The sequence below is a fragment of the Leifsonia sp. Leaf336 genome (assembly GCF_001423695.1).
In the GTDB taxonomy this organism is placed as follows: Bacteria; Actinomycetota; Actinomycetes; order Actinomycetales; family Microbacteriaceae; genus Leifsonia.
In genome coordinates, this window is sequence record NZ_LMOZ01000002.1 from 153,014 (window position 1) to 165,986 (window position 12,973).

Consider the following 12,973-nt stretch of genomic DNA (forward strand, 5'->3'; position numbering starts at 1 on the left):
GTGGTGATGGATTCGTCACGAATCCACCGATTCGTGGCACGAATCTCGACATTCGTCACGAATGTGGGTCGCGACATTTGCGGAAAAGGCGCGGGGTGCTTCGGCGGGCTCGGAGGTCAGAGGCCCTCGGCGACCGCGGCGGCGGCGTGCAGCCAGGCGCGTCGGGTGCGCGGCGAGAGGGTGTCGAACGACAGCCGGCCGCCGTGCATCTCGGGATCGAACGGGATGGTGACCGCCCGGCGCGCGAGGGGCTCGAAGCCCGCCGCGACCCGGCGCACGTCGGAGGCCGGCCCGGTGCGCTCGGACTGCGACACGATGACGACGGCGTCGCGGGCGAGCCGCGCCGAGTTCGCGTCGCGCTGCAGCAGCGCTTCCAGCAGCAGGGCGCCGGCCTCCGCGTGCTCGCCGAGCGCGGTGGTCGCGATCACGAGCTGGTCGGTGTGGTCGATCATCCGCAGCCAGCGTTCGGCCGACTCGTCGTTGCCGCTGTCGATGAAGACGAGCCGGTAGAACTTGGTGGCCACCGTGTGGAGGAGGTCGAAGTCGGCGGAGGAGATCCGCTGCTCGGTCGCGAGCATCGTCGGGTTCGAGCGCAGCACGTCGTACTTGTCGGCGTTCTGGTGGTGCACGAAGTGCCCGATGTCGGCCGTGCGAGCCTCCGCCGCCAGCAGGGAGTCGGTCGCGGGGAGCAGCGACTGGACAGTGGCGTCGTGATCGTCCTGCTCTGTGCGCCAGCCGAGGGTGCCGCGGGTCTCGTTGTTGTCCCACGCGAGCACGCCGGAACCGCCGCTGCGCGCGAACACCGCCGACAGCAGCGCCGTCGTCGGCGTCTTGTTGGCGCCGCCCTTGCCGTTGACGATCGCGATGGTGCGCGGGCCGGCCCAGTGCCGGCTGACTGCGTCGAGCTCTGCGCGCTCGCGCAGCTCGGCGGCCGACGGTTCCAGAGGGATGCCGGCGCGCGCCAGCGCACCGCGCACTCCGCGGCGCGCGCGGTCGGGGCGCGGCTTCTCCACATAGAGGAACGACTCGCGCTCCGGCGCCGAACGGGGGAGGAGGGCGACCGGCGCGGGTGCAGGGGACTCGTCGGGGGCGAACCCCGCAGCAGACGGTGACGCACCCAACGCCGGCCCTCCCGCCGACGGGGAACCCGCCGCAGCGGTCGGAGCCGCGTCCACCTCGGGAGGAAGCTCCTCCTCGTCGCCGATCGTTCCGTCGGGGTGCACGGCGAGCAGCCAGTCGCCTTCCTCGTCGGACACCATGAGCTGCACCGGGTGCCCGGCCGACGCGGCGATCTCGCCGACCCGGCTCAGGACGACCTCCCGCAGTCGTTGCGTGCTCTCCTCGGCGAACCATTCGGGCGCGCCGTCGATCGTGAGCTCCCCGGTCGCGTCCGCGTTGAAGCGGGCGCTGAGGTGCGGGGATACTGGCAGGTTGAGGGCCACGGGACTCCTTCCGGGTCCGCGCAACGAGACGCACACAGACCGACCGTGGACGGTAGACCCCTCCGCCGCGCGCGTCCAGTGATGTCCAGGGCTTTGCCAGGACGCGGCGGAGGCGGACGCCGCGGTCTACGTTCCCGTACGAGTTGCCTGAGCGTACGCTCACGTTCACCAGAGACCGGTGATCGGATGTCCCCCCGTCGCTCGTCCGGCCCGCACCCCTTCCGTCGCCTGTGGGCCTACCTGAACGAGCCCGATACCGACGGCGTGTACGCCGCCAGAGGCGACGACTCCGACGTCGACGTGCGCGAAGACGCCTCCGGAGCCATCGTCTGCATCGACTGCTGCCTGACGCGGTCCGAGGGCCACTACGCCACGTGGACCGAGGACGAGATGGCCGAGCACCTGCGCGACCACAAGCTCGCGGGTCACCGGGTTCCGGGGACCGCCGTGCCGAGACTGCTTCGCCGCTAGATCGCGCCTTACGGTTCGCGGCCCATTGCGATCTGCCGAGGGAGGTGCACAATCGGCGGCATGGACGAGCTGACCCCCGACAACAGCACACCCGGCGACGGCACCGCCTCGCGCGCCCACGGCGACGGCCTGAGCGACCAGACCGTCGCGCTCGAGCACGCCGCCGAGCGGTTGAGCGCCCGGTTCCCGGAGGTTCCCCGCGAAGACATCGACCGCCTGGTGGAGGAGCACAGCGAGGAGTACGACGACGCGCCCGTGAAGGATTTCGTGCCGGTGCTGGTCGAGCACGACGTGAAGGCCGAGCTGCGCGAGAGTGCCGAGTCGGCCTCCGAGCGGGAGTAGCTCAGCGGGTCCGTGCCCACCGCGATCGGAGGCGGTGAAATAGATAGAGCTTTCTCATTTCGGCATCGTCGTCCACGGACCCAGCCCTGCACGCTCGCTGGCCCGCGGCCCCCAACTTGGTCCGGGTCAGCCAGCGTAAGCAGGGCCGCGACTTCGGGGCGTTGAAGTGCCTCTGGAAGGGAGCAGCCACCGACGGCATATGCTCGTCGCATGTCCGAGGATTCGCGGGATGTCTCCACGCCTCCGCATGCGAACAGACGCTACGCAGGAATCGTCGAGTCCTTGATTACCAAGCTCTTCATCGCTGATTCGGACCCGCGGGCGGAATCGAAGCGTGCCTTCGTCCACTGGGTGGTGGTCAGCTCCACGGTGATCGTCGCTTTAGTGTTCGTGGCGCTCATCGTGATCATGCTGGCGGCCGTCCTCCGAAGCTGAGGCCGTTGCGTGCATTCCGTGTTGTCGCTCCGCTTGATCGAAGGGCACGCAAACGCCCCTAAAACAGCGTTATAGGGGCGTTGACGTGCCCTTCGATCAGTGGATCGTTGCCGGCTCGGCGTCGGCGGGAGTGGCGGGTGCGTCGGACGCAGCGACCGCGGCCGCCGGCTTGCGGCGCCGGTACAACAGGGCCGAGAGCACCGCGCCGAAGGCGAAGAGCCCCGCGCTGAACCAGTAGGCGGTCGAGTAGCTGTGCACCGCGGCCTCCTGGAGCACCTGCGGCGTCGGCGGCAGGTGGCTCGACACGTAGCCGGTCAGCGCCGTCGCGGCGAGCGTGTTCAGGAGGGCCGTGCCGATCGAGCCGCCCACTTGCTGGCTGGTGTTCACGAGCGCGGAAGCGACGCCGGCGAAGTGGCGGTCGACGCCGAGCGTGGCCGTCTGGATCGCCGGAGGCATGATCGAGCCCATGCCGACGCCCATCACCATGAGCGCCGGGAGGATCTCGGTGCCGTAGTTCGCCGTGACTCCGAGGCGGGTCAGCAGCAGCATCCCGGAGCCGGCGACCACCATGCCGATCGGCACCATGACCTTCGGCCCGAACTTCGGCAGGAACAGGTTGGTCGAGAACTGCGCCGAGATGACGAGCATGACGATCATCGGCAGGAAGGCGAGGCCGGTCTGGATGGGCGAGAACTTCAGGGTCGTCTCGAGGTAGTAAGTGACGAACAGGAAGATGCCGAACATCCCCGAACCTGCGATCAGGATCGAGCTGTAGGAGGCTCCGCGGTTGCGGTCGAGCACGATCGGCAGGGGGAGGAGCGGGTGCGACGCCCTGCGCTGCCAGAGCACGAAGGCGATCAGCAGCACTCCGGAGGCGGCGAGGAAGCCCCAGGTGAGCGGCGAGTCCCAGCCGTCGCTCTCGGCGTTCGAGAACCCGTAGACGAGGGAGAACAGCGCTCCGGACACCAGCACCGTGCCGGGGATGTCGAGCTTCGGCCGCGGGCCGGAGCGGTGGCCGGCGGTGACGAAGACCGTCGCGAGGATGATCGCGGCGATGGCGATGAAGACGTTGATGTAGAGGTTCCAGCGCCAGTTGAACTGCTGGGTCAGCACGCCGCCGAGCAGGAGGCCGACCGCGCCGCCCGCACCGGCGATCGCACCGAAGATGCCGAACGCGCGGGCGCGCTCCTTCGGGACGGTGAAGGTCGTGGTCAGCACGGCGAGAGCGGTCGGGGCGAGCAGCGCGCCGAACGCGCCCTGCAGCGCGCGGGCGCCGACGAGCATCCCGAACGTGCCGGCGGCGCCGCCCAGCGCGGAGGCGCCGGCGAAACCGATGAGGCCGATGATGAAGGCGCGTTTGCGCCCGATGAGGTCGGAGATGCGGCCGCCGAGCAGCAGGAGGCTGCCGAACGCGAGCGAGTAGGCGGTGACGATCCATTGCCGGTCGGCGTTGGAGAAGCCGAGGTCCTGCTGGGCGGCGGGGAGGGCGATGTTCACGACGGTCGAGTCGAGCACGACCATGAGCTGAGCCAGGGCGACGGTGACGAGCGTCCACCAGCGCCGCGAGTGCGGTACGGAGCCGCCGGGGGCCGCCGGCGCGACCGAGGGAACGGGAGAAGTCTGGGTCATGCGGGACAGCATATACGAAACTAAGCAGTTTCGGATCTACTGAGTTCTAGAATTAACCTTACAATGGTTTCAATGACACCGACAGACCCAGGGAGACAGCCGCAATGACGCAGCTCGACACCACCGGCTCCGCGCCGAAGCTCGGCCGCAAACGCGACCACTCCCGCGACGCCGACATCCTCGACGCCGCACTCGAGGTCCTCGCCGAGACCGGTTACGACCGGATGACGATGGACATGGTCGCCGCACGCGCCAAGGCCGGCAAGGCGACCGTCTACCGGCGCTGGGCCTCCAAGGGCGAGATGGTCGTGGAGGCCGTCGCGTGCATGAAGAAGAACGACATCGACTTCGAGCACCTGCCCGACACCGGCACCCTGCGCGGCGATCTGGTCGCGATGATCAAGCCGCACGCCATCGAAGACGGCGAGCGCAAGCTGCAGATCATGGCCGGTCTGACCTCCATGCTCGCCCGCGACCCCGACCTGGTGGACGCGGTGACGGCGGCGATCGTCGAGCCGCGCGCCTCCCTCAACCGGCTCTTCATGCGCCGCGCGATCGAGCGCGGCGAGATCTCGGCCGACACCGATGTCGACACGCTGGCGATGATCGTGCCCTCGATGACGGCCTACCGGGTGCTCATCCTCCAGCAGCCGGTCGACCGCGACTATCTGCTCTCGCTCATCGACGGCGTGCTGCTGCCAGCCGTGGGCATCCGGCCCGGGAGCTGAACCGGCGTCAGCGCCGGTCGAACCTCGCGCCCTGCGGGTTCGACGGCAGCAGGTAGAAGACCAGCAGGATGATCGGGCCGACCACCGGGACGAAGCCGAGGAACCAGAACGGGCCGGCCAGGTTGGCGTCGTGCAGCCTCCGCCACACCAGCGCCAGGCTCGGTACGACGATCGTGACGACCCAGATCAGGTAGGCGACCAGCAGGATCCAGCCGATCGGGCCGAACAGGTGACCGCCGCTGTCGGTCGTCGGTCCGCCGATGTAGCCGACCGCGACCAGCAGGATCCCGAACACGATGCCGATGAGCGCCGCGAACAGAGCCCACCACCAGTATTCGCTGCGGCTCGCCCGTCCGGTGAAGTCGGCGTATTTCCTGAAGAAGCGGCGGAGGGCCTCGCCGAACGAGGCGCCGTACAGCGGCAGCCCCAGAGGAGCGGAGGACGCCGGTTGCGAATCGGTCATGGTCCGCATTATGACGCCGCACCTCCACCCTGCGGAAGGAGCGGAACGCGCGACGAACCGCGGTGCGCCTCACCGCCTTCGCGTCAGGATCAGGTGGGCCACCATCGCGGTCCAGCCGGTCTGGTGGGAGGCGCCGAGGCCCTGGCCGGTGTCGCCGTCGAAATACTCGTAGAAGAAGATGTTGTCCTTCCACCGCGGGTCGGCCGAGAGCAGCGGGTACCGGGCGTCGGCCGGCCGGCGGCCGTCGGGGCCGGGGAGGAACAGCGAGATCAGCCGGCGGGAGAGGTCGTCCGCGGCCTCCCCGGGCGTCAGCGCGTTGCCCGACCCGAGCGGGTCCTCGATGCGCACGCCGGTCTCGCCGTGCGACTCGTAGTGCTGCAGCGCGGCGATGAGGAGGGCGTTGAGCGGGAACCACACCGGTCCGCGCCAGTTCGAGTTGCCGCCGAACAGCGGGGAGGTCGACTCCGCCGGCTCGTAGTCGACCGACGCCTCGACGCCGCCGACCTCCACGGTGAACGGGTGCTCGCGGTGGTAGGCGGAGACGCCGCGGATGCCGTGGTCGCTGAGCAGGCCCTCCGAGTTGAAGACCTGCTTCAGGATCCGCGTCAGCCGCTCGGGAGAGACCAGCGCGAGCAGGTACACCTGCTCGTCGCCGAACGCGCGACGGTGGAACGCCGACCCGAGCTCCGGATGCTTCACCAGGTACTGGTTGAGCACGCGCCGGAACTCCGGGAGCGTCCGCACCCCCGGCTCGTCGTAGGCGAGGGAGGCGACCACGGGCACCAGCCCGACCAGCGAGCGCACCTTGAGCGGCACCTCCCGGCCGTCGGCGAGGTGCAGCACGTCGTAGAAGTAGGCGTCCTGGTCGTCCCACATCCCGGAGCTGTTGGCGGAGCCGGCGATGCGCAGGAACTGCTCGCCGAACTTCACGGCGACGTCCTCGTAGACGTCGTTGCGGCGCGCGAGCCGCAGGGCGATCTCGAGGAGGTCGAGCGCGTAGCTCGCCATCCAGCCGGTCGAGTCGGCCTGCTCGAGCGTCCCGACCTCCGGAGGCAGCGTCGACCGGTTGAGCGGTGCGATGTTGTCGAGGCCCATGAAGCCGCCCTCGAAGAGGTTGTCCTCGTCCTTGTCCTTGCTGTTCGTCCACCAGGTGTAGTTGATCAGCAGCTTGTGGAGGATGCGGGCGAGGAAGCCGTAGTCGGTGCCGCCGTCGATGAGGAAGACCTGGATCGCCGACCACGCGTGCGTCGGCGGGTTGACGTCGGACAAGTTCCACTCGTACGCGGGCAGCTGCCCGTTGGGGTGCATGTACCACTCCCGCAGCAGCAGGATCAGCTGGGCCTTGGCGAACGCGGGGTCGATGTGCGCCATCGTGACGCAGTGGAACGCGAGGTCCCACGCGGCGAACCACGGATACTCCCACGGGTCGGGCATCAGGATGACGTCGTCGGCGTCGAAGTGCCGCCACTGCCCGTTGCGCACATCGCCGCGACCGGGCGGAGGGGGAGGGCTGCCCGGGTCGCCGTCGAGCCACTTGTTCACGTTGAAGTGGAAGTACTGCTTCGACCAGAGGAGTCCGGCGAACGCCTGGCGCAGCACGCGCGCCTCATCGGCGTCGGAGGGCGCGTTCGGGAGCGCCGCGTAGAACGCGTCGGCCTCCGCCGCCCGCTGCTCGACGACCGCGTCGAAGCCGTCGCCGAGGCCGAGGGCATCGAGGGGTGCCGGATCGCCGGCCGTTTCGCTCAGCCGCACCCGGATCACGCGGCTCTCGCCCGGGCCGAGCTCGACCTCGTAGTGGAGGGCGGCCTTGGTGCCGGTCTGCGCCGGATTCACGGTCGCGGCCCCGCCGACGACGTGGTCGTTGATCCCGTCCTTCGGGTACGCGGGCGACTCGTCCGCCGCTGCGCCGAACAGCCGGGCGGTGTTCGTCTCGTTGTCGCAGAACAGCACCTCCGGCGCGCCCTCCCCGCGCAGGGCCAGCGCTCCGGACGGGCCGGCCCCGACGACGCGCTCGCCGTCGAGCCGCAGCGACGGTTTCTCGACGTCGTAGCCCCACGACCAGGTGTTGCGGAACCAGAGCGTCGGCAGCACGTGCAAGGTGGCGGCCTCCGGCCCGGCGTTCTCGATCGTGATGCGCATCAGGAGGTCGTGCGGGCCGTCCTTGGCGTAGTCGACCGTGACCACCCAGTACCGGTCGTCGTCGAAGACGCCCGTGTCGACGAGCTCGTACTCGGGCTCGAGCCGGCTGCGCGCCGCGTTCGCGGCGATGAGGTCGGCGTACGGATACTCCGCCTGCGGGTAGTGGTAACGCCAGGTGTTCCAGCTGTGCGTGGGAGTGCCGTCGAGGTACCACCAGTACTCCTTGACGTCCTCCCCGTGGTTGCCCTGCGGGCCGGTGAGGCCGAACATCCGCTCCTTGAGAATCGGGTCGCGCCCGTTCCACAGCGACAGACCGAGGCACCAGGTTTGCTTCACGTCGGAGAAGGCGGCCATGCCGTCCTCGTTCCAGCGGAACGCGCGGCTCCTGGCGTGGTCGTGCGGGAAGAACTCCCACGCGTCGCCTTCGGCGCTGTAGTCCTCCCGGACGGTGCCCCAGGCTCGCTCGGCGACGTACGGGCCCCAATCGCGCCAGGCCGCGGAGCCGTCCTCCGCCCTCGCGATGCGTTCGTGTTCGGCTCCGGTTCCGTCTGCGACCTGCGGCATGTGTTCATTCTGGTGTCCGCTCGGTCCTCCGCATAGCCGACTTCCGCTGCGCGTCCGCCCCGGCGTACTCTTCCCACCAGGCTGCCGCGACGAAGCGGCGGCGTGGCAGAAGGAGCACCATGAAATCCAGGTCGTTCGTCTCAGTCGCACTCGCCTTGGCCGGCGCCGCCACCCTCGCGGTCGCCGTCACGGCGCCCGCATCCGCAACCAGCCCCGCCACCAGCGGGGTCTACACGGTGCATCCCATCCTCGAGAAGGCCTCGTTGTCGGCGAAGGCGATCACGCCAGCTCTGACACCGGCCGAGTGTCTCGCCCAGACGGCCGGACGCGTCGCCTGTCAGACGCCGCAGAGCATCCAGGCGGCCTACGACATCCCGGCCACCATCAACGGAGTTCCGGCCGGGACGGGTCAGACCGTCGTCATCGTCGACGCGTTCGGCAGCCCGACCGTGGCCTCCGACCTCGCGACGTTCTCGGCCGCCTTCGGCCTCCCGGCGCCTCAGCTGACGGTCTACTACCCGGGAGGCAAGCCGACCTGGAACGGTCGGGGAACGCAGGCGGACTGGGCGGGCGAGACCTCGCTCGACGTCCAGTGGGCGCACGCGGTCGCGCCTGGCGCGAAGATCGCCCTGGTGGTCGCCGCGAACGACAGGGGCGCGACCATCGACAACGCGATCAAGTACGCGGTCGACAACAAGCTCGGCAACGTGCTCTCGATGAGCTTCGGCGAGTCGGACAACCTGATCTCGTCGGCCAACGCGAACAACGGCCAGGCCAACCAGGCGCGCAAGTCGTTCCAGAAGGGCGTCGCGCAGGGGATGTCGCTCTTCGCCTCCTCCGGCGATGCCGGTTCCGACAACGGCGCCGGCTTCGCGAACTTCGCGTTCCCGGCCTCCGAGCCCACGGTCACCGCGGTCGGCGGCACCAACCTCTGGGCCGGCAGCGGTCTGAGCCAGCCGCGCGAGACCGTGTGGGGTGACTTCTCGAACTGCCCGCTGACGTGCGCGTTCGGCGTCGTCGGCGAGACCGGAGGCGCACCGAGCCTGTTCACCGCCAAGGGCGGTTCCGACGTGTCCTACAACGCGAGCGTCTACACCGGTGTGCTGACGTACCTGGGCTACATGGATCCTGCCGACAACGGGTTCTACTTCGTCGGCGGTACCTCCGCGGGCTCCCCGCAGTGGGCCGGGATCACGGCGGACGCCATCCAGGCCGTCGGGCACACCGTCGGAAACGTCAGCCAGTACGCGCAGGGCTGGGCCTCGAAGGGCCTGCTCTACGACGTGACGGTCGGCGACAACACGACCCCGACGTTCAGTGGAGGCTTCTCGGCCACCGCGGGCTGGGACCGCCCGACCGGGTGGGGGACGCCGGATGTCGCCGGGATCATCAACGCCCTGAAGTAGCGGGGCGCCGACGCGCACATTCGTCACGAATGTCGCGATTCGTGCCACGAATCCCGACATTCGTGACGAATCTCCGGCGTACTTAGGTTGAAAAAGAACCTAAGAGCGTCGTAGAATAACCTTTGACGTCGGGGCCTTGCGCCCGTTCCTCACCGTGACGTTGCGGCGAGGGCACAAACAGTCGCGTCGATCACCCGATCGTTCGGGTCTCGCGTATGCCGCTCTCGCCACTGAGGTTCCGCCTCCTCGTCACCTCCCTCCTCGTCGTGTCCTTCCTGGGCGCTCTCGACAACACCGTCGTCAGCACCGCCATCGCCACGGTCGCCGGCCAGCTCGGCGCGCTCGAGCACATGAGCTGGATCGTGGTGGGCTACACGCTCGCCAGCACGGCGCTCCTGCCGGTGCTCGGCAAGCTGGGCGACCGGATCGGCCCGCGCGCGGTGTTCCTGGCCTCCGTCGTGGTCTTCATCCTCACGTCGATCGCGTGCGGCTTCGCCAACGGCATCGTCTGGCTGATCGTCGCGCGCGTCGTGCAGGGGATGAGCTCGGCCGGCCTCCAGCTGATGTCGCAGACGATCATCGCCGAGGCGACGACGCCGCGGCAGCGGCCGAAGTTCATGGCGATCATCGGGGCCGCCTTCCCGGTCGCGATCCTGATCGGGCCGGTGCTCGGCGGCGTCATCACCGACTACTGGGGCTGGCCCTGGGTCTTCTGGATCAACGCGCCGGTCGGGCTCGTCGCGCTCGCGCTCGCGGTCGTCGCCGTCCCGCACATCGAGCCGGGGCGGTCCGGGAGGTTCGACATCGTCGGAGCCATTACGCTCACGATCGGGCTGGTCGCCCTCGTGCTCGCGGTGACCTGGATCGGCGACAGCTCCCAGACCGTCGCCACCGCGGTCGCGTTCGCCGTCGCCGTCATCGCGTTCATCGTCTTCTTCGTCGTCGAACTGCGCGTCGACGAGCCGCTCGTGCCGCTCGGCCACTTCCGCGACCGCACGGTCGCCACCGGAACCGTGATCTCCGCGATCGTCGGCATCGGGCTGTTCTCGATCACGTCGTACCTGCCCACCTACTTCCAGATGGCGTACCGGACGAGCGCCACGGTCTCCGGTCTGGTGCCGATCGCCACGGTGTTCGGGATGCTGGTCAGCAACCTCGCCACCGGCTGGCTGGTGAGCCGCACCGGCCATTACCGCGCCTACCCGCTGATCGGAACGGCGCTCGGCGCCGCGGGACTCGGCGCCATGGCCCTACTGCCCCTCGGCGCGCCGCTCTGGGCGCCGACGGTCGCGATGGCGGTCGTCGGCCTCGGGACGGGCGCCTTCATGAGCCTCATCGTCGCGGTCGTGCAGAGCGCGGTACCCCGCACCGAGACCGGCGCGATCACCGCGAGCGTCAACCTCGTGCGCCAGGTCGGCGCCACGGTGGCCACCGCCCTGATCGGCGGGATCATCGGCGCGACCGTCGTCGCGATGCTGCCGGCCGGGCTCGACCCCGCGACGCTCACCCCCGCGATCGTCCACGCGCAGAGCCCCGCCGTGCAGCAGCAGGTCGCCCAGGTCTACCAGGGCGTCTTCGTCCCGATCTTCGTGGCGCTAGCCGCGACCTACCTCGTCGGAGTGGTCGCGTCGATCCTGCTGCCCGACAAGCGTCTTTCCGACGATCCCGGCCCGCTCCGCGGCGCCGCGACCGAATCCGTCCCCGCCGCCTGAATCGACAGAAGACCTCAGCCCTGACACCGCAGGAGAGCACCATGACAACCACCAAGACGATCGCCGTCGTCGGCAGCGGCCCGATCGGTTCCGCCTACGCCCGCCTGCTGCTGGAGGCCGTGCCCGACGCGCGCGTCGTCCTGTTCGAGGCCGGCCCGCAGCTGACCGCCATCGCCGGTGAGAACGTCCGCAACATCCCCGACCCGGAGGAGAAGGAGCGCGCGCGCGAGCGCTCGCAGGGCCCGCAGGCCGGCGCGTTCCGCGAGTCGCTCGGCATCCCGTCGTCGGTCGTCGTGGAGGGCATGTTCACCGCGCGCGGAGGAACGCACCTGCTCGACTACGGCGGACAGGGCGCGGCGCACACGCCGACCTTCCCGGCCGCCGCGGCCTCCACCAACGTGGGCGGCATGGGTGCGCACTGGACGTGCGCGACGCCGAGCCCGTCGTTCAGCGAGCGCATCCCGTTCATCGCCGATGCCGAGTGGGAGGAGCTGGTCGCGGAGGCGTCGCGGCTGCTGCACGTGCAGACCGCCGCCTTCGCCGACTCCGAGATCGGGTCGGCCATCCGGTCGCTGCTGGCCGAGGAGTTCGCCGGCGAGCTGCCCGAGGGGTACGGCCCCGGCACTCTGCCGGTCGCCGGCGACCCGCAGCCCGACGGCACGATGCGCTGGGCGGGCGCCGACGTGGTGCTCGGTCCGCTGCTCGACCCCGGGAACGAGCCTGCGGAGCGTTTCGAGCTGCGCGACCTCTCCCTGGTGCGCCGGATCGACCACAGCGACGGCGGGGTCACCGGCGTGACCGTCGAAGACCTCCGCAGTCACGAGGTGTACGCGGTGGAGGCCGACCTGGTGGTCGTCGCGGGCGACGCGTTCCGCTCGCCGCAGCTCCTGTGGGCGTCGGGCATCCGGCCGCGGGCGCTCGGCCACTACCTCACCGAGCACCCGGTCGTGATCTCGACCGTCGCGCTCGACGCCGACAGCATGAGGCGCTTCGCGACGGAGGACGAGCTCGACCAGGAGCTCGCCCGCCGCGCGACGAACCCGGCCGACCCGGTCGCGGCCGTCAACCGCATCCCGTTCTCGGAGCCGGACCACCCGTTCTCGCTGCAGGTCATGTACGCGGAGAACCCGCCCTTCCAGCTCGATCCTGACCATCCCGCGGCCGGCAACCGCTGGGGCTACGTCAACATGGGCTACGGGATGCGCAAGCGGCCGCGCTTCGACGACGCCGTCACCTTCGACGACGACGAGCTCGACTACCGCGGCTTCCCCAACCTCACCATCACCTACGCGCTCACCGATGCCGAGCAGGCCGAGATCGCGGAGGCCACGGAGCGCCTGCGCCGGGCCGGCAACGCGCTCGGCACGTTCGTCGCCGAGCCGCGGCTGCTGCCGAACGGCTCCAGCCTCCACTACCAGGGCACGATGCGGCTCGGCGCGGAGGACGACGGCACCTCGGTCGCCGACCCCTACTCGCGCGTGTGGGGCTACGACAACCTCCTCGTCGGAGGCAACGGGCTGATCCCGACCGCCACCACGATGAACCCCACTCTGATGAGCGTGGCGATCGCCGTGCGCGGCGCGCGCGAGGCCGCCCGTCGGCTGAGCGCCGTGCCGCAGGCCGCCGCACGAACGAACTGAAA

At 69.8% G+C, this 12,973-nt stretch carries 11 protein-coding genes; 7 read left to right on the top strand and 4 right to left on the bottom strand.

Annotated features, from left to right (window positions below):
* Positions 1-116: 116 nt before the first annotated feature.
* On the bottom strand, positions 117-1,442 hold the full coding sequence (locus tag ASF88_RS09690) for an AAA family ATPase (RefSeq protein WP_055917347.1): 1,326 nt from the start codon (positions 1,440-1,442) through the stop codon (positions 117-119).
* Between the two features lie 186 nt (positions 1,443-1,628).
* Between ASF88_RS09690 and ASF88_RS09695 the strand changes: the two genes are divergently transcribed.
* From ASF88_RS09695 to ASF88_RS09705, 3 genes are all read left to right on the top strand, one after another.
* Positions 1,629-1,913, top strand: a complete 285-nt coding sequence (locus tag ASF88_RS09695) for a hypothetical protein (RefSeq protein WP_055917350.1) — start codon at positions 1,629-1,631, stop codon at positions 1,911-1,913.
* Positions 1,914-1,973: 60 nt separating this feature from the next.
* Positions 1,974-2,255 (top strand): three-helix bundle dimerization domain-containing protein, encoded by a 282-nt coding sequence (locus ASF88_RS09700; protein WP_235493389.1) that lies wholly within the window; start codon positions 1,974-1,976, stop codon positions 2,253-2,255.
* Positions 2,256-2,465: 210 nt separating this feature from the next.
* Positions 2,466-2,690: a hypothetical protein gene (locus ASF88_RS09705; protein ID WP_055917352.1), complete on the top strand. Its 225-nt coding sequence runs from the start codon at positions 2,466-2,468 to the stop codon at positions 2,688-2,690.
* 96 nt (positions 2,691-2,786) lie between these two features.
* On the opposite strand, the gene ASF88_RS09710 is transcribed toward ASF88_RS09705, so the two are convergent.
* Positions 2,787-4,319 (bottom strand): MFS transporter, encoded by a 1,533-nt coding sequence (locus tag ASF88_RS09710; protein ID WP_082518994.1) that lies wholly within the window; start codon positions 4,317-4,319, stop codon positions 2,787-2,789.
* Between the two features lie 104 nt (positions 4,320-4,423).
* Between ASF88_RS09710 and ASF88_RS09715 the strand changes: the two genes are divergently transcribed.
* Positions 4,424-5,047: a TetR/AcrR family transcriptional regulator gene (locus ASF88_RS09715; RefSeq protein WP_055917359.1), complete on the top strand. Its 624-nt coding sequence runs from the start codon at positions 4,424-4,426 to the stop codon at positions 5,045-5,047.
* Positions 5,048-5,054: 7 nt separating this feature from the next.
* Here the strand turns inward: ASF88_RS09715 and ASF88_RS09720 are convergent, their stop codons facing one another.
* Together ASF88_RS09720 and ASF88_RS09725 are read right to left on the bottom strand one after the other, a co-directional pair.
* Positions 5,055-5,510: a DUF805 domain-containing protein gene (locus tag ASF88_RS09720; protein WP_235493390.1), complete on the bottom strand. Its 456-nt coding sequence runs from the start codon at positions 5,508-5,510 to the stop codon at positions 5,055-5,057.
* 69 nt (positions 5,511-5,579) lie between these two features.
* Positions 5,580-8,213, bottom strand: coding sequence for an MGH1-like glycoside hydrolase domain-containing protein (locus tag ASF88_RS09725; protein WP_055917365.1), 2,634 nt, complete (start codon positions 8,211-8,213; stop codon positions 5,580-5,582).
* Between the two features lie 119 nt (positions 8,214-8,332).
* Here ASF88_RS09725 and ASF88_RS09730 point away from each other — a divergent pair, with 119 nt between their 5' ends.
* The 3 genes from ASF88_RS09730 (at position 8,333) to ASF88_RS09740 (ending at position 12,971) form a co-directional block, all read left to right on the top strand.
* The gene (locus tag ASF88_RS09730; protein ID WP_055917368.1) at positions 8,333-9,619 is read left to right on the top strand and encodes a S53 family peptidase; all 1,287 of its coding nucleotides are present in this window, start codon (positions 8,333-8,335) and stop codon (positions 9,617-9,619) included.
* Between the two features lie 215 nt (positions 9,620-9,834).
* Complete coding sequence (locus tag ASF88_RS09735) at positions 9,835-11,331, top strand: MDR family MFS transporter (protein ID WP_055917371.1); 1,497 nt, start codon at positions 9,835-9,837, stop codon at positions 11,329-11,331.
* Between the two features lie 41 nt (positions 11,332-11,372).
* Entirely contained in the window at positions 11,373-12,971 is a 1,599-nt protein-coding gene (locus tag ASF88_RS09740) for a GMC oxidoreductase (protein ID WP_055917374.1), read from the top strand.
* Positions 12,972-12,973: the final 2 nt, after the last annotated feature.

Coding starts and splice junctions, on each gene's coding strand:
- ASF88_RS09695 (WP_055917350.1), top strand. CDS start 1,629: ATGTCCCCCCGTCGCTCGTCCGGCCCGCACCCCTTCCGTCGCCTGTGG.
- ASF88_RS09725 (WP_055917365.1), bottom strand. CDS start 8,213: ATGCCGCAGGTCGCAGACGGAACCGGAGCCGAACACGAACGCATCGCG.
- ASF88_RS09715 (WP_055917359.1), top strand. CDS start 4,424: ATGACGCAGCTCGACACCACCGGCTCCGCGCCGAAGCTCGGCCGCAAA.
- ASF88_RS09705 (WP_055917352.1), top strand. CDS start 2,466: ATGTCCGAGGATTCGCGGGATGTCTCCACGCCTCCGCATGCGAACAGA.
- ASF88_RS09700 (WP_235493389.1), top strand. CDS start 1,974: ATGGACGAGCTGACCCCCGACAACAGCACACCCGGCGACGGCACCGCC.
- ASF88_RS09740 (WP_055917374.1), top strand. CDS start 11,373: ATGACAACCACCAAGACGATCGCCGTCGTCGGCAGCGGCCCGATCGGT.
- ASF88_RS09735 (WP_055917371.1), top strand. CDS start 9,835: ATGCCGCTCTCGCCACTGAGGTTCCGCCTCCTCGTCACCTCCCTCCTC.
- ASF88_RS09730 (WP_055917368.1), top strand. CDS start 8,333: ATGAAATCCAGGTCGTTCGTCTCAGTCGCACTCGCCTTGGCCGGCGCC.
- ASF88_RS09720 (WP_235493390.1), bottom strand. CDS start 5,510: ATGACCGATTCGCAACCGGCGTCCTCCGCTCCTCTGGGGCTGCCGCTG.
- ASF88_RS09710 (WP_082518994.1), bottom strand. CDS start 4,319: ATGACCCAGACTTCTCCCGTTCCCTCGGTCGCGCCGGCGGCCCCCGGC.